Annotated in this window: 27 protein-coding genes, 1 other RNA gene and 1 pseudogene; 17 read left to right on the top strand and 12 right to left on the bottom strand. The window is 64.3% G+C overall.

Annotation, left to right across the window (positions count from 1 at the left end; genetic code table 11):
- The first annotated feature begins 45 nt into the window (after positions 1 to 45).
- The 5 genes from CUJ90_RS15235 to lnt all read left to right on the top strand — a co-directional run bounded on the left by CUJ90_RS15235 (position 46) and on the right by lnt (position 5,368).
- The gene (locus tag CUJ90_RS15235) at positions 46 to 1,125 is read left to right on the top strand and encodes a PhoH family protein (protein WP_073429079.1); all 1,080 of its coding nucleotides are present in this window, start codon (positions 46 to 48) and stop codon (positions 1,123 to 1,125) included.
- A gap of 87 nt (positions 1,126 to 1,212) precedes the next feature.
- Complete coding sequence (gene ybeY, locus CUJ90_RS15240) at positions 1,213 to 1,674, top strand: rRNA maturation RNase YbeY (RefSeq protein ID WP_114163160.1); 462 nt, start codon at positions 1,213 to 1,215, stop codon at positions 1,672 to 1,674.
- 60 nt (positions 1,675 to 1,734) lie between these two features.
- Positions 1,735 to 2,388: a gamma-glutamylcyclotransferase gene (locus CUJ90_RS15245; protein ID WP_416448076.1), complete on the top strand. Its 654-nt coding sequence runs from the start codon at positions 1,735 to 1,737 to the stop codon at positions 2,386 to 2,388.
- A gap of 328 nt (positions 2,389 to 2,716) precedes the next feature.
- A complete protein-coding gene (locus CUJ90_RS15250) occupies positions 2,717 to 3,610 on the top strand; it encodes an HlyC/CorC family transporter (protein ID WP_073429082.1) in 894 nt (297 codons plus the stop codon).
- Positions 3,611 to 3,658: 48 nt separating this feature from the next.
- Positions 3,659 to 5,368, top strand: a complete 1,710-nt coding sequence (gene lnt, locus CUJ90_RS15255) for an apolipoprotein N-acyltransferase (protein ID WP_114163161.1) — start codon at positions 3,659 to 3,661, stop codon at positions 5,366 to 5,368.
- Between the two features lie 130 nt (positions 5,369 to 5,498).
- Here lnt and loiP read toward each other — a convergent pair whose 3' ends face one another.
- Positions 5,499 to 6,257 (bottom strand): metalloprotease LoiP, encoded by a 759-nt coding sequence (gene loiP, locus CUJ90_RS15260; RefSeq protein WP_073429084.1) that lies wholly within the window; start codon positions 6,255 to 6,257, stop codon positions 5,499 to 5,501.
- A 100-nt stretch (positions 6,258 to 6,357) separates the two neighbouring features.
- Between loiP and CUJ90_RS32375 the strand changes: the two genes are divergently transcribed.
- A complete protein-coding gene (locus tag CUJ90_RS32375; RefSeq protein WP_152035352.1) occupies positions 6,358 to 6,645 on the top strand; it encodes a hypothetical protein in 288 nt (95 codons plus the stop codon).
- On the opposite strand, the gene CUJ90_RS15265 is transcribed toward CUJ90_RS32375, so the two are convergent.
- Positions 6,594 to 7,208, bottom strand: a complete 615-nt coding sequence (locus CUJ90_RS15265) for a glutathione S-transferase C-terminal domain-containing protein (RefSeq protein ID WP_176035726.1) — start codon at positions 7,206 to 7,208, stop codon at positions 6,594 to 6,596. The two genes, CUJ90_RS32375 and CUJ90_RS15265, sit on opposite strands and share 52 nt — an antisense overlap.
- A 344-nt stretch (positions 7,209 to 7,552) precedes the next feature.
- Here CUJ90_RS15265 and CUJ90_RS15270 point away from each other — a divergent pair, with 344 nt between their 5' ends.
- The 5 genes from CUJ90_RS15270 to purH all read left to right on the top strand — a co-directional run bounded on the left by CUJ90_RS15270 (position 7,553) and on the right by purH (position 13,354).
- Entirely contained in the window at positions 7,553 to 8,959 is a 1,407-nt protein-coding gene (locus tag CUJ90_RS15270; protein ID WP_083083173.1) for an aminopeptidase P N-terminal domain-containing protein, read from the top strand.
- Positions 8,960 to 8,965: 6 nt separating this feature from the next.
- Positions 8,966 to 10,195 carry a UbiH/UbiF/VisC/COQ6 family ubiquinone biosynthesis hydroxylase gene (locus CUJ90_RS15275; protein WP_083083171.1) on the top strand — a complete coding sequence of 410 codons (1,230 nt, stop codon included), beginning with the start codon at positions 8,966 to 8,968 and terminating at the stop codon, positions 10,193 to 10,195.
- A gap of 239 nt (positions 10,196 to 10,434) precedes the next feature.
- A complete protein-coding gene (gene dusB, locus CUJ90_RS15280; RefSeq protein WP_073429087.1) occupies positions 10,435 to 11,502 on the top strand; it encodes a tRNA dihydrouridine synthase DusB in 1,068 nt (355 codons plus the stop codon).
- Positions 11,499 to 11,732: a Fis family transcriptional regulator gene (locus CUJ90_RS15285; protein ID WP_006049915.1), complete on the top strand. Its 234-nt coding sequence runs from the start codon at positions 11,499 to 11,501 to the stop codon at positions 11,730 to 11,732. The genes dusB and CUJ90_RS15285 overlap by 4 nt, the downstream gene beginning before the upstream one ends.
- A gap of 56 nt (positions 11,733 to 11,788) precedes the next feature.
- The gene (purH, locus tag CUJ90_RS15290) at positions 11,789 to 13,354 is read left to right on the top strand and encodes a bifunctional phosphoribosylaminoimidazolecarboxamide formyltransferase/IMP cyclohydrolase (RefSeq protein ID WP_083083169.1); all 1,566 of its coding nucleotides are present in this window, start codon (positions 11,789 to 11,791) and stop codon (positions 13,352 to 13,354) included.
- A gap of 127 nt (positions 13,355 to 13,481) precedes the next feature.
- Here purH and CUJ90_RS15295 read toward each other — a convergent pair whose 3' ends face one another.
- Positions 13,482 to 13,721 (bottom strand): hypothetical protein, encoded by a 240-nt coding sequence (locus CUJ90_RS15295; protein WP_083083167.1) that lies wholly within the window; start codon positions 13,719 to 13,721, stop codon positions 13,482 to 13,484.
- A 130-nt stretch (positions 13,722 to 13,851) separates the two neighbouring features.
- On the opposite strand from CUJ90_RS15295, the gene ruvC reads away from it, so the two are divergent.
- From ruvC to ruvB, 3 genes are all read left to right on the top strand, one after another.
- Positions 13,852 to 14,394 (top strand): crossover junction endodeoxyribonuclease RuvC, encoded by a 543-nt coding sequence (gene ruvC / locus CUJ90_RS15300; protein WP_073429090.1) that lies wholly within the window; start codon positions 13,852 to 13,854, stop codon positions 14,392 to 14,394.
- A 71-nt stretch (positions 14,395 to 14,465) separates the two neighbouring features.
- Positions 14,466 to 15,047 (top strand): Holliday junction branch migration protein RuvA, encoded by a 582-nt coding sequence (ruvA, locus tag CUJ90_RS15305; protein WP_083083165.1) that lies wholly within the window; start codon positions 14,466 to 14,468, stop codon positions 15,045 to 15,047.
- Positions 15,048 to 15,075: 28 nt separating this feature from the next.
- The gene (ruvB, locus tag CUJ90_RS15310; protein WP_073429092.1) at positions 15,076 to 16,140 is read left to right on the top strand and encodes a Holliday junction branch migration DNA helicase RuvB; all 1,065 of its coding nucleotides are present in this window, start codon (positions 15,076 to 15,078) and stop codon (positions 16,138 to 16,140) included.
- Between the two features lie 59 nt (positions 16,141 to 16,199).
- Here ruvB and CUJ90_RS15315 read toward each other — a convergent pair whose 3' ends face one another.
- From CUJ90_RS15315 to tyrS, 3 genes are all read right to left on the bottom strand, one after another.
- Positions 16,200 to 16,859, bottom strand: coding sequence for a histidine phosphatase family protein (locus CUJ90_RS15315; RefSeq protein WP_083083163.1), 660 nt, complete (start codon positions 16,857 to 16,859; stop codon positions 16,200 to 16,202).
- 105 nt (positions 16,860 to 16,964) lie between these two features.
- The gene (gene dtd, locus CUJ90_RS15320) at positions 16,965 to 17,423 is read right to left on the bottom strand and encodes a D-aminoacyl-tRNA deacylase (protein ID WP_083083161.1); all 459 of its coding nucleotides are present in this window, start codon (positions 17,421 to 17,423) and stop codon (positions 16,965 to 16,967) included.
- 31 nt (positions 17,424 to 17,454) lie between these two features.
- The gene (tyrS, locus tag CUJ90_RS15325; RefSeq protein ID WP_073429095.1) at positions 17,455 to 18,699 is read right to left on the bottom strand and encodes a tyrosine--tRNA ligase; all 1,245 of its coding nucleotides are present in this window, start codon (positions 18,697 to 18,699) and stop codon (positions 17,455 to 17,457) included.
- A 204-nt stretch (positions 18,700 to 18,903) separates the two neighbouring features.
- On the opposite strand from tyrS, the gene CUJ90_RS15330 reads away from it, so the two are divergent.
- Entirely contained in the window at positions 18,904 to 20,034 is a 1,131-nt protein-coding gene (locus tag CUJ90_RS15330) for an anhydro-N-acetylmuramic acid kinase (RefSeq protein WP_073429096.1), read from the top strand.
- 59 nt (positions 20,035 to 20,093) lie between these two features.
- Here CUJ90_RS15330 and erpA read toward each other — a convergent pair whose 3' ends face one another.
- From erpA to rplM, 3 genes are all read right to left on the bottom strand, one after another.
- On the bottom strand, positions 20,094 to 20,459 hold the full coding sequence (gene erpA, locus CUJ90_RS15335; protein WP_073429097.1) for an iron-sulfur cluster insertion protein ErpA: 366 nt from the start codon (positions 20,457 to 20,459) through the stop codon (positions 20,094 to 20,096).
- 267 nt (positions 20,460 to 20,726) lie between these two features.
- The gene (gene rpsI, locus CUJ90_RS15340; protein WP_073429098.1) at positions 20,727 to 21,119 is read right to left on the bottom strand and encodes a 30S ribosomal protein S9; all 393 of its coding nucleotides are present in this window, start codon (positions 21,117 to 21,119) and stop codon (positions 20,727 to 20,729) included.
- Positions 21,120 to 21,130: 11 nt separating this feature from the next.
- Positions 21,131 to 21,559: a 50S ribosomal protein L13 gene (rplM, locus tag CUJ90_RS15345; protein WP_020069304.1), complete on the bottom strand. Its 429-nt coding sequence runs from the start codon at positions 21,557 to 21,559 to the stop codon at positions 21,131 to 21,133.
- 673 nt (positions 21,560 to 22,232) lie between these two features.
- On the opposite strand from rplM, the gene CUJ90_RS15350 reads away from it, so the two are divergent.
- Entirely contained in the window at positions 22,233 to 22,655 is a 423-nt protein-coding gene (locus tag CUJ90_RS15350; protein WP_073429099.1) for an OsmC family protein, read from the top strand.
- A 110-nt stretch (positions 22,656 to 22,765) separates the two neighbouring features.
- On the opposite strand, the gene rnpB is transcribed toward CUJ90_RS15350, so the two are convergent.
- From rnpB to pyrC, 3 genes are all read right to left on the bottom strand, one after another.
- Positions 22,766 to 23,179: RNase P RNA component class A (gene rnpB, locus CUJ90_RS15355), an RNA gene on the bottom strand.
- Positions 23,180 to 23,287: 108 nt separating this feature from the next.
- The gene (locus tag CUJ90_RS15360; RefSeq protein ID WP_073429100.1) at positions 23,288 to 24,124 is read right to left on the bottom strand and encodes a DUF3025 domain-containing protein; all 837 of its coding nucleotides are present in this window, start codon (positions 24,122 to 24,124) and stop codon (positions 23,288 to 23,290) included.
- 11 nt (positions 24,125 to 24,135) lie between these two features.
- Positions 24,136 to 25,197: a dihydroorotase gene (pyrC, locus tag CUJ90_RS15365; RefSeq protein ID WP_083083155.1), complete on the bottom strand. Its 1,062-nt coding sequence runs from the start codon at positions 25,195 to 25,197 to the stop codon at positions 24,136 to 24,138.
- A gap of 164 nt (positions 25,198 to 25,361) precedes the next feature.
- Here pyrC and CUJ90_RS15370 point away from each other — a divergent pair.
- Positions 25,362 to 26,301, top strand: a pseudogene (locus CUJ90_RS15370) (class II glutamine amidotransferase).
- Positions 26,302 to 26,358 lie beyond the last annotated feature (57 nt).

Here is a 26,358-nt window from a genome sequence, read left to right on the forward strand (position 1 = left end):
GCGACGCGCGCCAGCGTCACGAACCGACAGGATCGATCCTCCGCCTTGAAGACCACTCAGCAGCATCTGGAATTCACCGCACCGCGCGACGACAACGCGCGGCTCGCCAACCTCTGCGGCCCGCTCGACGAAAATCTGCGGCAGATCGAGCAGGCGCTCGACGTGACGCTGCAACGCCGTGGCCACCGCATCACGATCCGCGGGCGCGGCGCGAAACTCGCGCTCACGGCGCTCGAAAACTTCTACAACAACGCGCGCGAGCCGCTGTCGGTCGACGACATCCAGCTCGCGCTCGTCGAAGTGCGCCACCCGGCGCGGCATCGCACGAACGGCAATGGCAACGGCCATGGCGATGCGGCGGTCGATCCGCGCTTTCCCGGCAATCCCGATCATCCGTTCGACGAACCCGCCGACAACGGCGAGGACGACCTCGAAGAGTTGGGCCCGAAGCTGTACACGCGGCGCGCCGATCTGCGCGGCCGCACGCCGGCGCAACGCGACTATCTGAAGCAGATCATCTCGCACGACGTGACCTTCGGCGTCGGTCCGGCGGGCACGGGCAAGACCTATCTGGCGGTGGCTTGCGCAGTGGACGCGCTGGAGCGCGATCAGGTCAAGCGCATCGTGCTGACGCGGCCGGCCGTCGAAGCCGGCGAGCGTCTCGGCTTCCTGCCGGGCGATCTGGCGCAGAAGGTCGATCCGTATCTGCGTCCGCTCTACGACGCGCTGTACGACCTGCTCGGCTTCGACAAGACCGCGAAGATGTTCGAGCGGCAGATGATCGAAATCGCGCCGCTCGCATACATGCGCGGGCGCACGCTGAATCATGCGTTCATCATTCTCGACGAGGCGCAGAACACCACGCCCGAACAGATGAAGATGTTCCTCACGCGCATCGGCTTCGGCTCGAAGGCGGTGGTCACGGGCGACACGACCCAGGTCGACTTGCCGCGCGGCGCTAAGAGCGGGCTGATCGAAGCGCAGCAGGTGCTGTCGGATGTGCGCGGCATTGCGCTCACGCGCTTCACCAGTGCGGACGTGGTGCGGCATCCGCTGGTCGCGCGAATTGTGGAGGCGTACGATGCACATTCGCAGAAAACGGCCAATCCGGCGGATTCGCGCTGAGCCTCGCCGATTTGCGTCGAGCGGCGCCGAATGCCACGGCATGGGCCGCGGAAAACAAAGCAACAAGAGCAACAAAATCCATCACGCATGAGCCGCGCCCCGAAACTGACGTTGAATCTGCAATTCCCCGCCGCCAAGGCCTGGCCGGAACACAAGGCGCTGCTGCCGCGCGCCGCCGTGGCCGGCTGGATCAAGGCGGCGCTTTTCGCGGACGGCGAGCTGACCGTGCGTTTCGTCGATGCCGAAGAAGGCCGCACGCTGAATCGCACCTATCGCGGCAAGGACTATCCGACCAACGTGCTGACCTTCGCCTACGCCGAATCGGAAGACGATCCGGTGACGGGCGACCTGATCCTGTGCTGCCCGGTGGTCGAAAAGGAAGCCGCCGAGCAGAACAAGCCGCTGATCGCGCACTACGCGCATCTGCTGGTGCACGGCACGCTCCATGCCCAGGGCTACGACCACGAAGTCGAGGAAGAAGCCGAGGAAATGGAAGCGCTCGAAACGGAAATCCTCGGCAAGCTGGGTTTTCCCGATCCGTACCAATAGCCGCCGCCAACCCCGTTCAAACCGACCGTGAGCACCTCTTCCCCCGAAGCCGACACGCGAATGCCCTGCCCCGACTATCCGCCGGCGCTCGGCGAATCGCGGCTCCTGACGGACGAGGAACTGCGCGCGTCGCTCGAATGCACATTGCGCGATTGGGACCGCGCAAGCGATCTGTGGCTGTTCGGCTATGGCTCGCTGATCTGGAACCCCGGCCTGCCGACGCTCGAAGCCACTCGCTCCAAGGTGCACGGCTATCACCGCGGGCTGTATTTGTGGTCGCGCGTGAATCGCGGCACGCCCGAGCAGCCTGGCCTCGTGCTCGCGCTCGATCGCGGCGGCTCGTGCACCGGCATCGCGTTCCGCCTCGCCGCGGAGGGCGCGATGCCGCATCTGGAAGCGCTTTGGCGCCGCGAAATGGCGATGGGTTCGTACCGCCCGGCATGGCTGCCGTGCGTGCTCGCCGACGGCCGGCGCGTCGACGCGCTCGCCTTCGTGATGCGCCGCGACGTGCCGAGTTACACCGGCAAGCTGCACGACGAGGTCGTCAAAACGGTATTCGGCTGCGCGTGCGGACGCTACGGCACGACGCTCGACTATGTCAGCCGCACGGTCCACGCGCTGCGCGAAAGCGGCATGCCCGACCGTGCGCTGGAAGCGCTGCTAGAACGGTGTCGGGCGGCCGGGCAAGCGGACGGCCGCCGCTCGAACCAGTGAGTTGTTTGCGCGCTCATCGGCGCGCCGCCGGTGAGGCCTGTGTGAAACCCCTGCGCGGTCGTCGAACGCGGTAACCGCCGATGCGCCGCCCGCCGAACGGAACGCGCCCGCCGCAAGCATGCTCATCGCGTAACCAGCCGCGCTTTTTTGCTTCGGAACGCTTTTCCCCGCGTAATCAGTTAGGATTGACCTACGCTTCGCCTGCGCGACGGGGCGGTTTCACCGTTGCTTCACTCATCGCCAGCCAGGCGGGACACGGTCCTGCCATGTGCGTGGTGTATCCTTAATGCTCTGCAACAGCGCGCCCAGTCTTGCCGGGCGCACTACCATGAACGACACGTATCCCAGTCGACGCCAACTCGACAAACCGCACGAAAAACGCTCACTTCTCGAGCGTCTGACCGACTTCATTTCGCCCGAGCCCGACTCGCGCGCCGAACTTCTGGAAATCCTGCAGGACGCGCACGAGCGCAACCTGATCGACGCCGACTCGCTGTCGATGATCGAAGGCGTATTCCAGGTCTCCGAACTCAGCGCCCGCGACATCATGGTGCCGCGCGCGCAAATGGACGCGATCAACATCGCGGAAAGCCCCGCGGAATTCATTCCCTACGTGCTGGAAAAAGCGCACTCGCGCTATCCGGTCTACGAAGGCAATCGCGACAACATCATCGGCGTGCTGCTCGCCAAGGACCTGCTGCGCTATTACGCCGAAGAGGAATTCGACGTGCGCGGCATGCTGCGCCCCGCCGTCTTCATTCCCGAATCCAAGCGCCTGAACGTGCTGCTGCACGATTTCCGCGTGAATCGCAATCACCTCGCGGTGGTGGTCGACGAATACGGCGGCGTGGCCGGCCTGATCACGATCGAGGACGTGCTGGAGCAGATCGTCGGCGACATCGAGGACGAATACGATTTCGACGAGGAAAGCGGCAACATCATCGCGTCGCCGGACGGGCGTTTCCGCGTTCGCGCGCTCACCGAGATCGAGCAGTTCAACGAGGCCTTCGGCACCCATTACTCGGACGAGGAAGTCGATACGATCGGCGGCCTCGTCACGCATCACTTCGGGCGAGTGCCGCATCGCGGCGAAAAGGTCCGCCTCGACGACCTGATCTTCGAAATTCTGCGCGGTGATGCCCGCCAGATCCACATGCTGCTGGTGCGCCGCGATCCGCTCGCCGGCCAGCGCGAGCGCGAAGCACAGCACGTTCAAACCTGACCGGCTTCGTTTCTTCGCTTCCCAACTCCTCACGCCGACCGCGCAATAATGGCCGACCCGATTACCACCCGTTCGCGCAGCGGCGTGAGCGCCGCTGCCGCCGACACCCGCGGCCGCGCACTCCCCCGCTGGCATTACCTCGTCGCACTGGCCGCCGGTGCGGCGAACACGCTGTCGTTCGCGCCCACGCCGCATGGCGGCTGGCTCGAACTCGTCACCTTCACGTTCTTTTTCGCGTGGCTCACGCGCAGCACCGGCTGGAAAAGCGCCGCGCTGACGGGCGGCGCCTTCGGCTTCGGCAACTTCGTCTCGGGCGTCTGGTGGCTGTACGTCAGCATGCACGACTACGGCGGCATGGCCGCGCCGCTCGCGGGCGCGGCGGTGGTGCTGTTCTCCTTGTATCTGGCGCTCTATCCCGCGCTGGCCGCGGGCGTGTGGTCGTTTTGCGCCGGCCACGCGCGCAACGGCGCGTCGGCCTCCGACAAACCCTTCTCGCCGACGTGGCACGGCGCGCTCGCCTTCGCGAGCGCCTGGGCGATTAGCGAATGGCTGCGCGGCCTGATATTCACCGGTTTTCCGTGGCTCGCGAGCGGTTATGCACAGGTGGATGGACCGTTCGCCGGTTTCGCGCCGGTGGCGGGCGTGTATGGCGTCGGCTGGATATTGGCGCTGACGGCGGCGCTGATCGTGCAGGCGCTGCTGCCGCTGCTGCCCGCGCGCGTGTTGACCGACAGCGGCGGCAGTCAGCCCACCGGCTCTGAACGCCGCATTGCGCGCATCGCGGTTCCCGGCGGCATGGCCTTGGCGCTGATCGCGGCCGGCCTGCTGCTGCCGCTCGTGCAATGGACGGTGCCCGCCAACGCGCCACTGACGGTGCGCCTCCTGCAAGGCGACGTCAAACAGGAAATGAAGTTCGAGGAATCCGGCATGCGCGCCGCGATCGAGCAGTATCAGCAGATGATTACGTCAAAGCCCGCCGACCTCATCATCACGCCGGAAACCGCCATTCCCGTGCTCGCGCAGCAGTTGCCGCCGCGGTTCGCGTCGGCGGTGCGCGATTTCTCGGATTCGACCGGCAGCGCGATCCTGTTCGGCGCGATCGGCGGCACCATCACGCCGGAAGGCCGGGTGGTCGACTATACGAACAGTCTGTTCGGCGTCACGCCCGGCACCCGCGACGTGTACCGCTACGACAAACATCACCTCGTGCCGTTCGGCGAATTCGTGCCGTGGGGCTTTCGCTGGTTCGTCAATCTGATGAGCATTCCGCTTGGCGATTTCGCGCGCGGCGCGCCGGTGCAGAAGCCGTTCATCGTGCATAACCAGCCGGTCGCGGTCGACATCTGCTACGAGGACATTTTCGGCGAGGAGATCGCGCGCACCATCCGCGAGAGCGACACGCCAGCCGGCGTGCTGATCAACTCCACCAACCTCGCCTGGTTCGGCGACACCATCGCGCTCGACCAGCACTTGCAGATCGCGCGCATGCGCTCGCTGGAGACGGGCCGGCCCATGCTGCGTGCCACCAACACCGGCATGACCGCCGCGATCGACGCCAACGGCAAGGTGCTCGGACGGCTGACGCCGTACACGATCGGCTCGCTCGATCTGACGGTGCAAGGCACTTCGGGCAGCACGCCCTATGTGACGAGCGGCAACAATACGGTGCTGGCGGTTTCGTTGCTGCTGCTGGCGTTCGGGTTTGCATTCGGGCCGGGGATAACGCGGCGCCGGAATGGAAACAATAAGCCGCAGTAAATCCTGCGTCACCGCGCCGTCCGTTTATACGTGAAAGCGGCGCGGTGAATTCATCGCCGAACATCAACCCTCAATAGAAAAACGCGCGCTGACGGGATTCCGCCAGCGCGCGTTTTCCATAAATCAGGCGTTACTGATTCGAAGCGATCCGCTGCTGAATATGCTGCGCACGCGCCGGTGAAGCGGGATGCGAACTCAATATGCTCGATTTGCCGCCGTCCGCCTGCGCGAGTTTGTTAAATGCCGTCACCAATCCCGACGGATCGAGCTTCTTCTTTTTCTGCAAATCGAACGAATAATCGTCGGCCGCGCTTTCCTGGGCTTGCGAGAATTGCGCGTTAATCAGCTTCTCGGAAAACTCGCCGAGCTGCGAACCGGACAGCGCCGCCGCCACGCCGCCCGTTGAAGACGCCACCGAGCGCACCGCCGAGGTCGCGTATGCGACCTGCATCGCCTTCTTCGTATGGCCCAATGCCACGTGGCCCATTTCGTGGCCGACCACGCCGCGCACTTCGCTGTCGTTCATCATGTCCATCAGGCCGCTATAGACGCGCACACAGCCGTTGGCCATTGCCCAGGCGTTGACGTCCTTCGTGAGATACACCTTGTAGTTCACCGGCGTGCCGTTGATGTTGTCGCCCAGTTGCGCGGCGATCTTGTCGAGGCGCTTCTGGTACTTGCTGTTCGGCGCGGCGATCTTGTTTTCGCTGTCCAGTTGCGCGCAGGACTTGTCGCTCAGCGCGCGCACGTCGGTGTCGCTCAAGGTGGCGGCCTGGGTGGCCAACTGGCCGGACTGGATCAAGGCGGACGGATCGACATTGCCGACACTGGAGCATGCGGCAAGCAACGCGAACGCCGAAGCGGCGATGACGAGGCGATACTGTTTCATCGTGGAAGTCTCTTTGCGATGTTATTGATTTCGGCGGCGCGCTTTTAATACGCCGCCCCATTCGCAATGGCCGCCTACTGCCGACAAATAAAATCAGTGTATGTCGATTGCATCAGCCATTGCGCCACGCGCGCAGACAAAAAAAACGCCTGACGAGCAGGCGTTTTTTACCACGATGCAAGGTTTTATTCATGCTTTTGCAAGCTTGAATGACCTCAATTTTCAAAGTTGCCGCGAATTCGGGCAAGCATTCGTTCACGACGGCCGCATCGCTGGCGCGGTGCTTACTCGCTGCTTATGCGGTTCTTATTCCCTTTGTACGTCGATAACGCCCGTTCAATTCGCCGGCACGGTGTCGATAAACGACTGGCGCAGCGAAAGCTTCTGAAAATGCTTGTCCAGATTCGGATACGGTTCACGCCAGTTCAACTCGGGCATGCGGAAGTCGAGGTAGCCCAGCGCGCAGCCCACCGCGATGTCCGCGAGCGTGTAGTGATTGCCCGCGCACCACGGCTTGCTGCCCAAACCCTGCGACATCGCGATCAGGCTTTCGTCGATCTTGCGCTGCTGCCGCGCGACCCAGGCTTCCACGCGCTGCTCGGGCGCGCGCTGCGTGCCTTCGAGACGAATCAGCACTGCCGCGTCCAGCATGCCGTCGGCGAGCGCCTCCCAGCAACGCACCTCGACACGCTCGCGCCCCGACTGGGGAATCAGCTTGCCGACCGGCGACAGCGTGTCCACGTATTCACAGATCACTCGCGAGTCGAACACCGCTTCGCCATCTTCCATCACGAGGCAGGGCACCTTGCCGAGCGGATTGAAGGTGTGAATCTTCGTGTCCGGCGCCCAGACGTTCTCGGGCACCAGTTCGTAGTCGATCTTCTTGTCGGCCAGCACGATCCGCGCTTTACGCACGAAGGGGCTGGCGAGCGAACCGATGAGTTTCATCATGACCATCTGCCTTTTCTTGAATTCGGCGAAAGTATAAGGGCTTGGCGGCATTCCCGAGCAGCACGCCGCATGTTCGCGAGCCGCATGCAGACTCGCTGTGGATGGATTGCAACATTGCCCCGTCGCTCGTTCTGCGTCTAGCCGGCCGAACGGCCAACGCGGCGGCAAGGGGCGCGCGGACGGCATGCATGGGCGGCCATCGCGCTGTCTTACGTTGGCGCGGTGTAGCGGCCACGGGGGCCGGGCGGCGGCCTCCACCACGTCGTGGGCCCGAGCGCCCTCACGGGCCTGCGCGCCAGTAGCCCCGCCAAATAGGTCGCCGCATTGGGCGCTACAATCGCACGATGAACCAGCCGACCGAACCCACCATCGCCATCGACGTCTACCGCACGCGCCGCGAGCGCGTACTCGCCGCGCTGCGCGCCGCGGGCGGCGGCGTCGCCATCGTCCCCACCGCGCCCGAAACGGTGCGCAACCGTGATGCCGACTATCCGTACCGGCACGACAGCTACTTCTATTACCTGACCGGCTTCACCGAACCCGAGGCATTGCTGGTGCTCGACGCCAGCGCCGCGACCGGCGAGCCGGCGTCGATCCTGTTCTGCCGCGAGAAAAACGTCGAGCGCGAGACGTGGGAAGGCTTCCGCTTCGGCCCGGAAGGCGCGCGCGCGGCGTTCGGCTTCGACGCCGCATTCGCCGTCGGCGAAATCGATGCGCAACTGCCTCGGCTTCTCGCCGACAAGCCGTCGGTGCATTACGCGCTCGGCACGTCGGCGCAACTGGATGAGCAAGTGCGCGGCTGGCTTGAGGCGGTGCGCGCGCAGGGCCGCAGCGGCGTCGCGGCGCCCGGCGCCGCGCGCGACCTGATGCCGCTGCTCGACGACATGCGACTCTTCAAGGACGACCACGAACTCGCCGTCATGCGCCGCGCGGGGCGGATTTCCGCGCAAGCGCATCGCCGCGCGATGGCCGCGTGCCGCCCTGGCGTGCGCGAGTACGAACTCGAAGCCGAGTTGCTCTACACGTTCCGCAAATTCGGCGCGCAGGCGCCGGCTTACACATCGATCGTCGCGGCGGGCGCCAACGCTTGCGTGCTGCATTACCCGGCAGGCAACGCGATTGCCCAGGACGGCGACCTGATCCTGATCGACGCGGCGTGCGAACTCGACGGCTACGCGTCCGACATCACCCGCACCTTTCCGGCGAGCGGCCGCTTCACGCGGGCGCAGCGCGAGCTCTACGACATCGTGCTGGCCGCGCAGCAGGCCGCCGTCGACGCCACGCGTCCCGGCGCCAGCTTCGACGAGCCGCACCAGGCCGCCGTGCGCGTGCTGTCGCAAGGCTTGCTCGACACCGGCATCGTCGAACGCACGAAGTTCGCCTCGGTCGACGACGTGATCGCCGAGCGCGCCTACGCGCCCTTCTACATGCACCGCACCGGCCACTGGCTCGGCATGGACGTGCACGATGTCGGCGACTACCGCGAGCGCGGCGCGCCGCGCGACGAAGCGGGCGCGCTGCCGTGGCGCACGCTGCAGGCGTCGATGACGCTGACCGTCGAGCCGGGCCTATACATCCGTGCGGCCGAAGGCGTGCCGGAGCGCTACTGGAATATCGGCATCCGCATCGAGGACGACGCGATCGTCACGCCGACCGGCTGCGAGCTGATGACGCGCGACGTGCCGGTAGCCGCCGACGAGATCGAGGCGCTCATGCAGGAAGCCCGCGCGGCCCATGAAACGAGGACGTAATCCGCGATGAACGACGTTTCCCAGTCGGCGGTGATTCTGAAGCCCGCCGCCTCCGCTCAGTCATTCGATTTCGACGTGACGATCGTCGGCGCCGGTCCGGTCGGGCTGGCGCTCGCCGGCTGGCTGTCGCGCCGCAGCGCGACGCATGCGCTCAAGATCGCGCTCGTCGACGCGCGCGAGCCGGAGGATTCGATCGCCGATCCGCGCGCGATCGCCGTGTCGCACGGCAGCCGGATGATTCTGGAGCCGCTGAACTGGCCCGCCGACGCCACCGCGATCGAGCGCATTCACGTGTCGCAGCGCGGACACTTCGGCCGCACGCTGATCGACCAGCGCGAGCACGGCTTGCCGGCGCTCGGCTACGTGCTGCGCTACGGCTCGATCGTCCACGGTCTCGCGCAAGCGGTGCATGCCACGCCCGTGCACTGGTTCCGCTCCACCTCCGCCGCCGCGCCCACGCAGGAACACGACGGCGTCACGCTGCCGATCGAAACCGCGGGCGTCACGCGGCATTTGCGCACCCGCATTCTGGTGAACGCCGAAGGCGGCCTGTTCGGCGATCAGAAGAAAGCCGGCAAGAGCGCGGCGGCGGGCGACACGCGCGACTACGGACAAACCGCGCTGGTCGGCACGGTCAGCGCATCGGCACCGCAGCCGCACGTGGCGTGGGAGCGCTTCACGTCCCAAGGGCCGATCGCGCTCCTGCCGATGGGCGGCGTGCGCGGCGCGGATTACGCGTTGGTGTGGTGCTGCGCGCCCGAGGAAGCCGCGCGCCGCACGCAGCTTTCCGACGACGAATTCCTGCGCGAACTCGGCGCCGCCTTCGGCGACCGGATGGGCCGCTTCACGCAGATCCGGGGACGCGCGTCGTTTCCGCTCGGACTGAACGCGGTGGATACGCTCGTGAAGGGCCGCGTCGTCGCGATCGGCAACGCGGCGCAGACGCTGCATCCGGTGGCGGGCCAGGGTTTGAATCTCGGCCTGCGCGACGCGCACGCGCTCGCCGACGCGCTATCCGCGGAAGGCCCGACGCCGCTCGCCCTCGCGACTTTCGCGCAACGCCGCGCGCTCGACCGGCGCATGACGATCGGCGCCACCGACACGCTCGCGCGACTGTTCACCATCGACTTTGCGCCGCTCGCGATCATGCGCGGCCTCGCGCTCACCGCGCTCGAATTCGTGCCGCCGGTGAAAACCGCGCTGGCGCGTCAGATGATGTTCGGACAGCGCCGCTGAGCGCACCGCCCGCTTGCGCCGCGCGGTTTTTTTGCGCGGTTTTCCGGGCGCTTGGAGCAAGCGGCGCAAACGGCGGCGGCTCTATGAACCGGCCCGCTTTCATAGAAGATTTAATGGGTTACGGTCGACACATGTCGAATCCCGGTTATCCGTTAACGCTAAAATAGCGGTTTTCCCTTGCATTTCGCGAATGCTCCGATTGACGAAATTGAACAATCGGTTGCGCGCGCGTCCACGTCATGCCCACTCTCGGCTCCCACAATCTGCGTAACAACCTGTTCGTCGCCCCGATGGCCGGCGTGACCGACCGGCCGTTCCGGCAGCTCTGCAAGCGGCTGGGCGCGGGCTATGCGGTGTCGGAAATGGTCGCCTCGAACGCGCAGTTGTGGAAAAGCGAAAAGACCATGCGCCGCGCCAACCACGCGGGCGAGGTCGAGCCGATCGCCGTGCAGATCGCCGGCGCCGATCCGGCCATGATGGCCGAGGCGGCCCGCTACAACGTGGCGAACGGCGCGCAGATCATCGACATCAACATGGGCTGTCCGGCCAAGAAGGTGTGCAACGTGGCGGCGGGTTCGGCGCTGTTGCAGAACGAACCGCTGGTGCAGCGCATCGTCGAGGCGGTGGTGGGCGCGGTGGGCGTCGGCCCCGACGCGGTACCCGTCACGCTGAAGATCCGCACCGGCTGGGATCGCGACAACCGGAACGCGCTCACCATCGCGCGCCTCGCCGAAGCCGCCGGCATTTCGATGCTGACCGTGCATGGCCGCACGCGCGCCGACCTGTATCACGGCGAGGCCGAGTACGACACCATCGCCGCGGTGAAGGCGGCGGTGCGCATTCCGGTGGTCGCCAACGGCGACATCACGTCGCCGCAAAAAGCGCGCGAGGTGCTCGCCGCCACCGGCGCCGACGCGATCATGATCGGCCGCGCCGCGCAAGGGCGCCCGTGGCTGTTCCGCGAGATCGAACATTTCCTGCAAACGGGCGAGTTGCTGCCGCCGCCGCGCATCGACGAAATCCAGCAGGTGATGAACGAGCATCTCGAGGATCACTACGCGTTCTACGGCGAATTTACCGGTGTGCGCACTGCGCGCAAGCACATCGGCTGGTACACTCGCGGCCTTTCTGGCGCCAACGTGTTCCGGCATCGCATGAATACGCTGGACACCACGCGCGAACAACTCCTCGCCGTCAACGAATTCTTCGACGCACAGAAGGCGATCTCCGAGCGCCTCGTCTACGTCGACGAAACGCTCGACAACAACGACGGCGAGCCGGACCATACCGACCGACTAGCAGCATGAGCAAGAACAACATCGAACAATCTGTCCGCGACAGCCTGGGCATCTATTTCCAGGATCTCGACGGCTCCAATCCGCACGACGTCTACGACATGGTCATTTCATGCGTGGAAAAACCTTTGCTCGAAGTGGTGCTCGAGCAGGCCGGCGGCAATCAGTCGCTGGCCGCCGAGTATCTCGGCATCAACCGCAATACGCTGCGCAAGAAGCTGCAACAGCACGGTTTGTTGTAGCGCGTCGTCATTTCTTCGCGCCCTGCCACGTTTCCCTTCGGCTTTTCGTCTTCATCATGATCAAGCAAGCGCTCATCTCCGTTTCCGACAAGTCCGGCATCGTCGACTTCGCCAAGTCGCTGTCGGACCTCGGCGTCAAGATCCTGTCGACCGGCGGCACCGCGAAACTGCTCGCGGACGCGGGCCTCTCCGTCACCGAAGTCGCGGATTACACCGGCTTCCCGGAAATGCTGGACGGGCGCGTGAAAACGCTGCATCCGAAGGTGCACGGCGGCATTCTCGCGCGCCGCGATCTGCCGGAGCACATGGCTGCGCTCGAAAAGCACGACATTCCGACAATCGACCTGCTGGTCGTGAACCTGTACCCGTTCGTGCAGACGGTGTCGAAGGAAGCGTGCTCGCTGGAAGACGCGATCGAGAACATCGACATCGGCGGCCCGACCATGCTGCGCTCGGCTGCGAAGAATCATCGCGACGTGACGGTGGTGGTCGACCCGGCGGACTACGCGGTGGTGCTCGAGGAAATGCGCGCGAACGGCAACGCGGTGTCGTACAAGACGAACTTCCGCCTCGCCACCAAGGTATTCGCGCACACCGCGCAATACGACGGCGCGATCACGAACTACCTGACGAGCCTGACCGACGAATTGCAACACGCGTCGCGCAACACGTATCCGTCCACCTTCAATCTCGCGTTCAACAAGGTGCAGGACCTGCGCTACGGCGAAAACCCGCACCAAAGCGCCGCGTTCTATCGCGACCTGTCCGTGCCGGCCGGCGCGCTCGCGAACTACAACCAGTTGCAAGGCAAGGAACTGTCGTACAACAACATCGCGGATTCCGACGCGGCGTGGGAATGCGTGAAGACCTTCGACGTGCCGGCCTGCGTGATCGTCAAGCACGCCAATCCGTGCGGCGTGGCGGTGGGCTCGGACGCGAACGAAGCGTATGCCAAGGCGTTCCAGACCGATCCGACCTCGGCGTTCGGCGGCATCATCGCGTTCAACCGCGAAGTGGACGAAACGGCGGCGCAAGCCGTGGCCAAGCAGTTCGTCGAAGTGCTGATCGCGCCGTCGTTCAGCGTCGAGGCTCGCCAGGTGTTCGCGGCCAAGCAGAACGTGCGTCTGCTCGAAATCGCCTTGGGCGAAGGCCATAACGCGTTCGATCTGAAGCGCGTCGGCGGCGGTCTGCTGGTGCAGTCGCTCGATTCGAAGAACGTGCAGCCGCGTGAATTGCGCGTGGTCACGAAGCGTCACCCGACGCCGAAGGAAATGGACGATCTGCTGTTCGCGTGGCGCGTCGCGAAGTATGTGAAGTCGAACGCCATCGTGTTCTGCGGCAACGGCATGACGCTCGGCGTCGGCGCGGGCCAGATGAGCCGCGTCGATTCGGCGCGCATCGCGAGCATCAAGGCGCAGAACGCCGGTTTGACGCTGACCGGTTCGGCCGTGGCGTCGGACGCGTTCTTCCCGTTCCGCGACGGTCTCGATGTGGTGGTGGCCGCGGGCGCGACGTGCGTGATCCAGCCGGGCGGCTCGATGCGCGACGACGAAGTGGTCGGCGCGGCGGACGAGCACAACATCGCGATGGTGTTGACCGGGGTGCGGCACTTCCGGCATTGATTCCGGCTTTTGGGGCACGGCGCGCGGTTCGATTGGCGCATCGGTCACCCAGTTGGCTTGAATGAGACGGCTTGGTGGAGACTTCCATCGGGCCGTTTTTTGTTGCATTCCCTGTGCGCTGCACCGTTCAATCGTCCGGGTCCTTTCTCTCGTAACCTCCGCTGACATCGGGATGCTGGCTGATGTAAGTGCTGAGCCCCTGCCCTCGTCGCGCGAGACGCTTGAGCGCGGCAACGTGCTTCACACCGACGCTCGCCTCCGTGTACCAATACGCGACACCGGCCTTGAAACGGACCGCGACATAGTCGTCGCCAATCTCATACGCCGCGACGCCCGAATCGCCACTGACATTACGATAGCGCTCCATCCGCGATGACCTCCCTGTACGCATGCAGCAGCAGTTTCTATTCCGCCGACATCGCCGCATGCCGGCCGCCGCGCGGCACGTTCGTTGTAGTATCGCAGGCACCAGCTTTTTACCGCGCGTGCGGCACTCCATGAGAATTCTCGGCATCGACCCCGGCTTGCGCGTGACCGGCTTCGGCGTGATCGATCAAAGCGGTCACACGCTCAGCTATGTCGCGAGCGGCGTCATCAAGACCGCCGACGCGGATCTGCCGTCGCGTCTCGGCACCATTTTCGAAGGCATCTCCACGCTGATTCGCCAGCATTCGCCGGATCAGTCGGCGATTGAAAAAGTGTTCGTCAACGTCAATCCGCAATCCACTTTGCTGCTCGGCCAGGCACGCGGCGCGGCAATCTGCGGACTGGTGGCGGGCGGCGTGCCGGTCGCCGAATACACCGCGTTGCAGTTGAAGCAGGCCGTGGTGGGCTACGGGCGCGCAACCAAGGAGCAGATGCAGCAGATGGTGGTGCGGCTGCTCAGTCTTTCCGGCGTACCCAGCACCGACGCCGCCGACGCGCTCGGCATGGCGATCTGCCACGCTCACGGCGGATCGACGCTGAGCACGCTCGGCGGCATCGCACCCTCGCTGGCGAAGAAGGGGCTGCGCGTCAGGCGCGGACGCCTCGTCGGTTAAGCGAAAAAGCGCGCGACGCGCCGCCCGCTCGCTGCGCTACACTCGCCCTTTCTCTCAAGAATGAACTCCCCATGATCGGTCGCATTGCCGGCGTTCTGCTGGAAAAAAATCCGCCGCATTTGCTCGTCGACTGCAACGGCGTCGGTTATGAAGTCGACGTGCCGATGAGCACGTTCTACAACCTGCCGTCGACCGGCGAGCGTGTCGTGCTGCTCACGCAAATGATCGTGCGCGAGGACGCGCATCTGCTGTATGGCTTCGGCACGGCCGAGGAACGCTCGACCTTCCGCGAACTGCTGAAAATTTCCGGCATCGGCGCGCGCATGGCGCTGGCGGTGCTCTCGGGCATGAGCGTGCACGAACTCGCGCAGACCGTCACGCTGCAGGATGCGGCGCGTCTCACGCGCGTGCCGGGCATCGGCAAGAAAACGGCGGAACGGCTGCTGCTCGAACTGAAGGGCAAGCTCGGCGCGGATCTCGGCGCGACGGCCGGCGCGGCGTCGGCATCCGGCCACGCCCCCGATATCCTCAACGCGCTGCTTGCCTTGGGCTACTCCGAGAAAGAAGCGTTGGCGGCCGTCAAAAACGTGCCGGCCGGCACCGGCGTTTCCGAGGGCATCAAGCTGGCGTTGAAGGCGCTGTCCAAGGGTTGAAGCCAGGCGCGCGCGGTACAATGAACCCATGATCGAAACCGACAAACTCGCCGCCGAACGCATCATCGCGGCCACGCCCGTCTCGCCGAACGAAGAAGCGTTCGAGCGCGCGTTGCGCCCGCGCCAGCTCGAGGAATACGTCGGGCAGGAAAAAGTGCGTGGCCAGTTGGAAATTTTCATCGAGGCCGCCAGGCGCCGTTCGGAATCGCTCGACCACGTCCTGCTGTTCGGGCCGCCTGGTTTGGGCAAGACCACGCTCGCGCACATCATCGCGCGGGAAATGGGCGTGAATCTGCGGCAAACGTCCGGCCCAGTGCTCGAACGCGCCGGCGATCTCGCCGCGCTGCTCACCAATCTCGAAGCCAACGACGTGCTGTTCATCGACGAAATCCACCGGCTCTCTCCGGTCGTCGAGGAAATTCTGTATCCGGCGTTGGAGGACTATCAGATCGACATCATGATCGGCGAAGGGCCGGCCGCGCGCAGCGTGAAGCTGGACCTGCAGCCGTTCACGCTGGTCGGCGCGACCACGCGCGCGGGCATGCTGACCAATCCGCTGCGTGACCGCTTCGGCATCGTGGCGCGGCTGGAGTTTTATAACGCCGAGGAACTCTCGCGCATCGTCACGCGTTCGGCATCGCTGCTGAATGCACAGATCCATCCGGACGGCGCCTTTGAAATCGCCAAGCGCGCGCGCGGCACGCCGCGGATCGCCAACCGGCTGCTGCGGCGCGTGCGCGATTTCGCCGAGGTGAAAGCCGACGGCAACATCACCGCGCAAGTGGCCGACGCGGCGCTCAAAATGCTCGACGTGGACGCGGTCGGCTTCGACCTGATGGACCGCAAGCTGCTCGAAGCGATTCTGCACAAGTTCGACGGCGGCCCGGTCGGCGTCGACAATCTCGCGGCTGCCATCGGCGAAGAGCGTGACACGATCGAAGACGTGCTCGAACCGTATCTGATCCAGCAAGGCTTCCTGCAGCGCACGCCGCGTGGGCGGGTCGCCACGCTGCTGACCTACCGGCATTTCGGTCTCGCCGCGCCGGACTCGTCGAGCGGACTGCCCGGCTTGTGGGATTCGGCCGCGACCTGAGCCAGGCGCATGCAGTTCGAAGCGGCGCGCCCCAGCGCCCCGCCCGATCGACTTCGCGGTTACAGCACCTTCTTGAAACTATCGTCCGCGCTGGGCGCATCGAGATGCGACACGTCCGCCCACGACACGATGGACGCCTTGCCGTCGTCAAAATCCACCACGTTCACGCTCGTATTCAGCAACGCGTAATCACGCGGCGCATCGAGCGGCAAAGCGCATGCGAACCGGCGCACGCAATCGAGCACACCGCCATGCGCGACACACGCGATTCGTCCGCCAGGATGCGCGGCCACTAGCGGCTCGACCGCATGCAGCACGCGATGGTAGAAGACGCGTTGCGACTCGCCTTCCGGCGGTGCGAAACCCGGATCACGGGTTTGCCAGTGCGCGTGTTCATCGGGGAAACGCGCGGCGATCTCGTCGCTGTCATGCCCCTGGAACGCGCCATAGGAGCGCTCGCGCAAACCCTCGCGCAGTTGCAGCGGCAAGCCGAGCATCTCGGCAATCGGCTGCGCGGTTTGCTGCGCGCGCTGCAGGTCGCTGGAATAAATCGCATCGAGCCGCGCGCCCTGCTTCGCTTCATTCGCGATGCGGCGCGCAAGGCGTTGCGCCTGCTCGAGCCCGGTCGTCGCAAGCGGAATGTCGATGTGACCTTGAATGCGCTTGATGCGGTTCCAGTCGGTCTCGCCGTGGCGGATGAACAGAATCTGCGTGGTCATGGGATGAAGTGGGCGCTATTCGCCGGTTATGCCGAGCCGGTATTGTCGCAAATCCGGCTGGAGAGTAGACGCGCGCGCCGTTGCGCGCCTGGTGTTGACGCGCGCTTAGGCGTTCGCCTGGAGCCAGAAGGTCACCGGCCCATCATTGACGAGCGACACCTGCATGTCAGCGCCGAATTCGCCTGTCTCCACAATCGGATGCTTCACGCGGGCCGCCGCAACGAAGTAATCGAAGAGCCGCTTGCCTTCATCCGGTGGCGCGGCTGGCGTGAAGCTCGGGCGCAAGCCGCTGTTCGTATCCGCGGCCAGCGTGAACTGCGAAACGAGCAGCAAACCGCCTGCGCGGCCCGCGCCGTCGAGATTCTGCACGGAGAGATTCATCTTGCCGGCCGCGTCGCTGAACACGCGGTAGCCGAGCACCTTGGCGAGCAGCCGGTCGGCTGCGGCTTCCGTGTCGCCGCGCTCCGCGCAGACGAGCGCCAGCAGCCCCGCTTCGATCGCGCCGGTCACGCGATCGTTCACGCGCACTTCCGCGTGCCGCACACGCTGGATCAGCGCGATCATCGGCGCGGCTCCGAATGCAATGCCCGGCTCATCAGGCCGTCAGCGTGACGCGCGCAAAACGGCGCTTGCCGACCTGCACGACGTACTCGCCGGCCTCAACCTTCAGGCCCTTGTCGGACACGGTCGCGCCGTCGATCTTCACGCCGCCTTGCTCGATGTTGCGCAGCGCTTCGCTCGTCGACGGCACGAGGTTGGCCTGCTTGAGCAACTGGCCGATCGCGAGCGGCGCGCCGGCCAGCGTGAGCGACGGAATATCGTCCGGCACTCCGCCCTTCGCGCGATGGTTGAAGTCTTCGAGCGCGCGCTCGGCGTCGGCTTGCGAGTGAAAGCGCGCGACGATTTCCTGCCCGAGCATCACCTTGAAGTCACGCGGATTGCGGCCCGCTTCGATCTCTTTCCTGAAGCCGGCGATCTCTTCCATCGGGCGGAACGAGAGCAGCTCGAAGTAACGCCACATCAGCACGTCGGAAATGCTCATCAGCTTGCCGAACATGTCGTTCGGCTTTTCGCTGATGCCGATGTAGTTGTTCTTCGACTTCGACATCTTCTCGACGCCGTCGAGCCCTTCGAGCAGCGGCATCGTCAAGATGCACTGCTGTTCCTGGCCGTACTGCTTCTGCAACTCACGGCCCACCAGCAGATTGAATTTTTGATCCGTGCCGCCGAGTTCGAGGTCGGCGTTCAGCGCGACCGAATCGTAGCCTTGCATCAGCGGGTACAGGAACTCGTGGATCGAGATCGGCACGCCGCTCTGGAAACGCTTGGTGAAATCTTCACGCTCGAGAATCCGCGCGACCGTGTAGCGCGACGCGAGCTTGATCATGCCGTCCGCGCCGAGCGGCATCGACCACTCGCTGTTGTAGCGGATCTCGGTCTTGTCGCGGTCGAGCACGAGCGCGGCCTGCTCGAAATAGGTTTTCGCGTTCGATTCGATCTGCTCGCGCGTGAGCGGCGGCCGCGTGGCGTTACGGCCCGACGGATCGCCGATCAGCGACGTGAAATCGCCGATCAGAAAGATCACCGTGTGACCGAGGTCCTGCAACTGACGCATCTTGTTCAGCACGACCGTATGGCCGATGTGAATGTCCGGCGCGGTGGGATCGAGCCCGAGCTTGATGCGCAGTGGCGTGCCGGTCGCCGCGCTCTTCGCGAGCTTTTGCGCGAATTCCTCTTCGATCAGCAATTCGTCCACGCCGCGCTTGGTGACGGCGAGCGCATGACGGACTTCGTCGGTGATCGGAAAAGCGGGACTGGGCTTGGTGGACTCGGTGCTCATGCTGGAAACTTGAAGTCGCGAAAAAGGGTGATTGTCCCATAGATGCACGCCGCCGCGCCCATTGACTCGGCCACAACGGGCGCGGCGGCGCACGATTTCCATGTGCGGACGTGGCGGTGAGCGCGGTCGCGTTTTTTCTTCAGCCGCGCTTGCGCCAAGAATCTGCTACAACCAACGCAACGAACCATCGACAGGAGCAGCAACGTGGCGCAAGACCCCGCAGACGGCATCTACTTCGGATTGATGTCAGGCACGAGCATGGACGGCGTGGACGGTGTAGCCGTCAGATTTGCCCAAGGGAAACCGCCGGAAGTGCTGGCCGAGGCGTTTGTCGGCTTCGCGGCGGGCTTGCGCGAAGCGCTGTTCGCCTTGCAACAGCCTGGAGACAACGAAATCGAACGCGAGGCGCTGGCCGCCAACGCGCTCGCGACCCGTTACACGGTGTGCTGCCACGAACTGCTGCGCGGCGGACGCCTATCCGCCCCGGAGGTGCGCGCGATCGGCGTGCACGGGCAGACGGTGCGGCATCGGCCGGAAAAAGGCTACACGCGGCAGATCAACAACCCCGCGTTGCTCGCGGAAATGATGCATATCGACGTCATCGCCGATTTCCGCAGCCGCGACGTCGCGGCGGGCGGCCAAGGCGCGCCGCTCGTGCCGGCGTTTCATGCCACGGTGTTCGGCATGAAGGACGAGACGCGGGTGGTCTGCAATCTCGGCGGCATCAGCAACATCACGGTTCTGAACGCGACCGGCAGCGTGCGCGGCTTCGACTGCGGGCCGGCGAACGCGCTGCTCGACGAGTGGGCCGAACGCCATCTCGGCAAACCCTTCGACGAGAACGGTCATTTCGCGGCGGGCGGCCAGGTGGACCGCACGCTGCTCAACGCTTTGCTCGATGAGCCGTTTTTCGCGCAGCAGCCGCCGAAAAGTACCGGCCGCGACCTGTTCAATGCGGAATGGCTCGACGCAAAGCTACAGCCGTTCGCAACGCTCGCCCCCGCGGATGTGCAAGCGACCCTGGTCGCCCTCACGGCGGTGACGGTCGCACGCGAAATCGAGCGGCATGCGTCGGATGCGAGAGCGGTCTACGTATGCGGGGGCGGCGCGCGCAACCCGGAGATTCTGAAGGCGCTGCAGCAGGCGCTGGAGGACAGCGGCGTCAGCGGCGTTCCGGTAATGACGACCGACGCGCTCGGCGTGCCGCCGAGCCAGGTCGAGGCGCTAGCGTTCGCCTGGCTGGCGATGCGCTGCGTGGCGCGCCTGCCGGGCAATCTGCCGGCGGTCACCGGTGCGGCCGCGGAACGCGTGCTGGGGGCGATTTATCCTCGCTGACAAATGGAAACGGGGCCGAAGCCCCGTTTCCATTTACAACTTGTTCGCCTAACCGGCCATCAAACCGAGAACGACGAGCCGCAACCGCAGGTGGTCGTGGCGTTCGGGTTCTTGATGACGAACTGCGCGCCGTTGATGTCGTCCTTGTAGTCGATTTCGGCGCCAACCAGATACTGGTAGCTCATCGAATCGATCAGCAACTGGACACCGCTCTTGTTCATGATGGTGTCGTCTTCATTAACGGCTTCGTCGAACGTAAAACCGTACTGAAAGCCCGAGCAGCCGCCGCCCTGCACGAAAACGCGCAGTTTGAGGTCCGCATTGCCTTCTTCTTCGATCAGTTGCTTGACCTTGTCAGCCGCTGCGTCGGTAAAAACGAAGGGGGCGGGCATCTCGGTCACGGGTGTGTCGGTGACTGCGTTCATTCGAACTCTCCAAAAAGCTTCTAACCGCTATTGTAGGGCTGATCTCGATATCGTGCCGAAGCCCACAAAATCAATGGGTTCTTCCACGAAAATCGACGGGCGGCGCGATTGCCGGCAGCAGCCCGCCCGAGCGGATGAATCGCCGGCCACGCGCTGAATCCACCGCGACAGAGCGACGCCGCGCGAGCAATAAAAAAGCCGCCTTCGCGAAAGCGTTGGCGGCTTTTGCAGCGCTCCAGCCCGAAAGCCGGTTCGCACCCGAAGCGATTAACGCTTCGAGAATTGCTTCCTGCGACGTGCCTTGTGGAAGCCGACCTTCTTACGTTCGACTTCACGAGCATCACGCGTCACGAAGCCGGCGTGCGACAGTTGCGGCTTCAGCGTTGCGTCGTAGTCCATCAGTGCGCGGGTGATGCCGTGGCGAACCGCACCGGCTTGACCCGTTTCACCGCCACCCGTGACGTTGACCTTGATGTCGAACGTAGCGGCGTGGTTCGTGAGTTCCAGCGGCTGACGCACGATCATGAGCGACGTTTCGCGCGAGAAGTAATCGGCGATGGGCTTGCCGTTCACAACGATATCGCCCTTGCCTGCCTTGATGAAGACGCGTGCGACGGCGCTCTTGCGGCGGCCCGTGCCGTAATTCCAGTTACCGATCATGTGGGCTCCCCTTAGATCTCGAGCGCTTTCGGCTGTTGTGCCGAATGCGGGTGCGTTGCTTCAGCGTAGACCTTCAGCTTCTTGATCATCGCGTAGCCCAGCGGGCCCTTCGGCAGCATGCCCTTGACCGCTTTCTCGAGCGCACGGCCCGGGAAGCGTTCCTGCATCTTGCCGAACGTCGTTTCATAGATACCGCCCGGGTAACCCGAGTGGCGATAGTACTTCTTGTCAGTAGCCTTGTTGCCCGTGACCTTCAGCTTGCCGGCGTTGATAACGATGATGAAATCACCGGTGTCGACGTGGGGAGTGAATTCAGGCTTGTGCTTGCCGCGAAGACGGTGTGCCACTTCGCTGGCGACACGCCCGAGAACCTTATCCGTCGCGTCAATCACGTACCATTCGCGCGTCACCTCATGGGCTTTTGCGGAAAACGTCTTCATGATCGATCCAAAAAAATTGCTGCGCCCAATGTGTTTTTTCCTGCTTGTAGTGTGCGCATCGAGGCGCGTGCAGGCTCTCCCTGTTCTTCCTCCGCGGGCGCGGATGCGGAAAAGCCCTGAATTATAAAGGAATTTGCTACACCAAGTCAAAAGGCGCGGGAGTTTGCGCGAGATGTGCGGTGATCTGGCTGGCAAGGCGCGCTATGTAGCCCGCTGTCCTACTGAAATCAGCCTCGCACGGAAAAAGGCGCGGACGAAAAAAAACCCGAACGAGCGGTTCGGGTTTAATCCACCAAAGGAGGAGGTGGAGGAGACAGCGGAGGTTGCGAACTGCTGCAACCGATGAAATCGATTATATGAGACGCCCTTGTGCAACGCAAGAACATTTGCATTGCGAAATGCAATCCCGCAATGTGAGAAACACTATCGTTGCAGGCCGGACGTCGAGTTTCCTTTGAAATTAAGGTACAAGGCCTTTTTGCCAGCGCATGCGGACGTGCCGTCTAGAGTAAAACCCCTAAAGCCCCCAGGCATTCCCCGAACCGACTGCGGATGCCGCAGTGCAACACGCAAGTAGCTAGTTCGCATAATTTCGGGCGAAAGTCGCCTCGGGCGGACACCCAAACGCCGGGCTACAATGCGTCTCTCATAGCGAAGCGCGGTGGAGCACAGCATGGAATGCAAAGTTAGCTGGATGGGACAGGACGGGATGGCGTTTGCGGCCGAGACGGGCAGCGGCCACCTCGTCACGATGGATGGCGCGCCGGAAGGCGGCGGCCGCAATCTCGCGCCGCGCCCGATGGAAATGGTTCTGCTCGGCACCGGCGGCTGCACCGCCTACGACGTCGTGATGATCCTGAAGAAAAGCCGCCAGGAAATCGCCGGCTGCTCGGTGACGCTGAAGGCCGAGCGCGCCAGCGAAGACCCGAAAGTGTTCACCAAGGTTCACTTTCATTTCACCGTGACCGGCAAGAACCTGAACCCCGCCACGGTCGAGCGTGCGATTAATCTGTCGCACGACAAATACTGCTCGGCGTCGATCATGATCGCGAAAACCGCCGAGCTCACGCACTCATTCGACATCGTCGCGGGCTAAGGAGTCGCGCGGCGCGCGGTTCGGCGCGCTCGCTGCTAACCGCCGCCCAGGATAAGCACGAAATAAAATGCCGGCGTCCGCATGGACGCCGGCATTTTTGTTATATCAGGTGGCAAAGCAGGCCGATAAGCCGGATTCTGTGCACGCGCCACGTCCGAAAACGCGACGCGCGTGGCAGCCATTCCTCTAGGCGCGCCATTACTGACACGCTCGAGCTTCCTACCCGCAGACGTGACGGGGGCCCCGTCCTGCATCTCGAAGATGCTAGCCTGCCTACTTGGAATTGCTCCGGGTGGAGGTTACCGTGCCGGTCTGCCTTGCAGCAGCCGCGGTGCGCTCTTACCGCACCGTTTCACCCTTACCTGATCCCGGCTTGCGCCGGGCCATCGGCGGTTTGCTTTCTGTTGCCCTGTTCCGCGTGTCGCCACGGATGGCCGTTAGCCATCACCCTGCCCTGTGGAGTCCGGACTTTCCTCGCCCTCTTTGGCCGAAGCCGCGGAGGCCGCGACTGCCTAGCCTGCTTTGCTGGCGAGGATTTTAACACTTGGGTAGCCGGCAAGCCGCTTGAACCGCTGAAATAGCCGAATGGCCAAGTCGATGAGTGGATCCAGTAGAAATCCGGCGCCAGCCCCTTAAAGCCTCTGGCCGGCGCGCCGGCCTGCCCGAAACACGGAAATGTCGTCGTAAAACGCGGGCGATTCGTTCTCCGCCCACCAGCCGGGAATGCCCAGCACGGGAAGCGGCGCGAACATACGGCTCGTCAAGGCGTCGGTGTTCAGGAGCGCCGCGCTCACGGATTCGTCGAGCCACGCGTCGCGCGCCACGGCGTCCCATCGGAAATAGTCGGACGGCACATCGACGATCCACGCATGCCCCGTGCAGGCCTTGAACGGCGCGATCAGCTTTTCCAGCAACGCGTGGCCGAAGCAACGCACTTCGCAACTCGCACCCCAAGCGTCGCGCCGGGCAACCAGCAGCGTCCGCCAGTCGAATCCGCGTAACGCGGCGCTCAATGCCGGATCGGCGCAGGCGAACAGCAACGCGTTCTCGTCGAACAAGGTCAGCGTGTCGCGTACGCCGCCGCGGGTCGGACCGACGCCCAGCACATCGATTGCCGCCGACTGCCGCGCATTCAGCGCCGCCTTGATACGCGGAAATGCAAACCACATCGAACCGTTGAAGAAGTCATGCAGATTGTGGCGTGTCGGCACGCAGCCGGTGGCCGCGATATGCGCCTCGTATGCGGCGCCGGGCGGCAGATCGTCTTGCGCGATGAACGCAAGCCGCTGCCCGCGCCCGGTGGTCTGCCGCATCTCGCCGGCATCGGCGTTCATTTCGGCGAGCAAGGCCGCGTAACTGGTCAGCGCGGCCTGCTGCCAGCGCTGGCCGCGCCCGGCGAACTGCGCGAACCACGGCGCCGTCCAGTCGATATCGGCGAAGCCTGGCCGCGCCGCGTCACGCACCTGCATCTAAGGCGACCTCAAACCAGGCGCCAGGCGATCGACTCACCGCCACGCAGCGGCACAACCGGCGTGTCGCCGACCGGCAGCTCGGCCGGCAACGTCCATTCCTCGCGACGCAGCGTGACCTTCTCCGCGCTGCGCGGCAGGCCGTAAAAATCAGCGCCGAAAAAGCTGGCGAAGCCTTCGAACTTGTCCAGCGCGCCCGCTTTGTCGAATGCTTCCGTATAGAGCTCGAGCGCGTGCAGCGCCGTGTAGCAACCCGCGCAGCCGCACGCGTGTTCCTTCAGACCCTTCGGATGCGGCGCGCTGTCGGTGCCGAGAAAGAAACGCGGATTGCCGGAAGTGGCCGCCTCGACCAGGGCCACGCGATGCGTCTCGCGCTTGAGCACCGGCAAGCAGTAGTAATGCGGACGAATGCCGCCCTGGAAAATCGCGTTGCGGTTGTACAGCAGGTGATGCGCGGTGATGGTCGCGCCCAGCAGCCCCGGCGCCACGCCGGCTTCGCGGATGTAGTCGACCGCATCTTTCGTGGTGATGTGTTCGAACACCACCTTCAGCGCCGGAAACTCGCGGCGCAGCGGCGTCATCACGCGGTCGATGAAAACTTTTTCACGGTCGAACAAATCGATCGACGAATCCGTCACTTCGCCATGCACGAGCAGCGGCATGCCGGTTTCCTGCATCACTTGGAGCGTTTTCGCGCACTTCATGATGTCGGTGACGCCCGCGTCGGAGTTGGTCGTCGCGCCCGCCGGATACAGCTTCACGCCATGCACGAAACCGCTTTCGCGTGCGCGGCGGATTTCGTCGGGCGGCGTGTTGTCGGTCAGATAGAGGGTCATCAGCGGCTCGAACCGCGCGCCGGCCGGAATCGCGGCGATGATCCGCTCGCGGTACGCCTGCGCCATCGCCGTGGTGGTGACCGGCGGCTTCAGGTTCGGCATGATGATCGCGCGACCGAACTGGCGTGCGGTATCCGGCAGCACGGCGGCGAGCATCGCGCCGTCGCGCACATGCAGATGCCAGTCGTCCGGGCGAGCGATGGTGAGGGAATCGATGGGAGCGTTGGGAGCGGTCATGGCGAAGGGGCGAGATTATGCGGCAAAAAGCCAATCGACCTGTTCAAACCGCAACATTGCAGCCTAAACACACGTCAATTTTGCTATTTGGCGTTTCTGGCTCGGTGATATGCTTGGAATTCATCATTGTAACGGCTCGCCCCGTTCACAGGCTTACCCGCAACATGTGCCAACTTCTCGGAATGAACTGCGCCGCGCCAACGGACGTCACGTTCTCGTTCACCGGCTTTGCGGCGCGCGGCGGCGTCACCGATCACCACGCGGACGGCTGGGGTATCGCCTTCTTCGAAGACAAAGCCTGCCGCCTGTTCATCGACCATCAATCGTCGGCCACCTCGCCGATCGCCGAGATGGTCAAGCGCTATCCGATCAAATCGAAGAACACCATTGCGCATATCCGCAAGGCGACGCAAGGGCACATCCTGCTGGAAAACTGCCATCCGTTCATGCGCGAATTGTGGGGGCGCCACTGGATCTTCGCGCATAACGGCGACCTGCAAGATTACTCGCCGGCGCTGACGGGGCGTTTATCAGCCGGTCGGCACGACCGATAGCGAGCTCGCGTTCTGTGCGCTGTTGCAAGGCTTGCGCAAGGCTTTCCCCGGCACGCAGCCGCCGCTCGACGAACTGTTCGCCGCGCTTGAAACGCTCACGCGTGAGATCACGCAATTCGGCGTGTTCAATTTCCTGATGTCGAACGGCCAGGCGCTGTTTGCGCATTGCTCGACGCACCTGCACTACATCGTGCGGCGCTGGCCGTTTTCCACTGCGCATCTGGTCGACGCGGACGTCTCGATCGACTTCGCCAAATACACCACGCCGGAAGACCGGGTCGCGGTGATCGCAACCAAGCCGCTGACCGACAACGAAGTGTGGACCGCGTTCGAACCGGGCGATCTGCTGATGTTCCAGCACGGCGACGTCATCGGCCGCGTCAACGTGCCGGTGCCGGCCTCGGTACTCGAGAAGCTGCGGAATCCGGCGCTGGATGCGTCGGCCTCGGTGAGCACGATAGCGGCTTCGGTCGAACCCGCCAGTCCTGCCGGGACGGAGGCCGAAGTCGATCTCGAAGCGGCCGACGACGCCGCCGCGTTCGAATCCTGAGCCACGACGCGCCTGCACTCGCAGGCGTCGACAGTCCGCGCGCCGCACATGAAAAAG

The sequence above is a fragment of the Paraburkholderia terricola genome, from assembly GCF_003330825.1.
In the GTDB taxonomy this organism is placed as follows: domain Bacteria; phylum Pseudomonadota; class Gammaproteobacteria; order Burkholderiales; family Burkholderiaceae; genus Paraburkholderia; species Paraburkholderia terricola.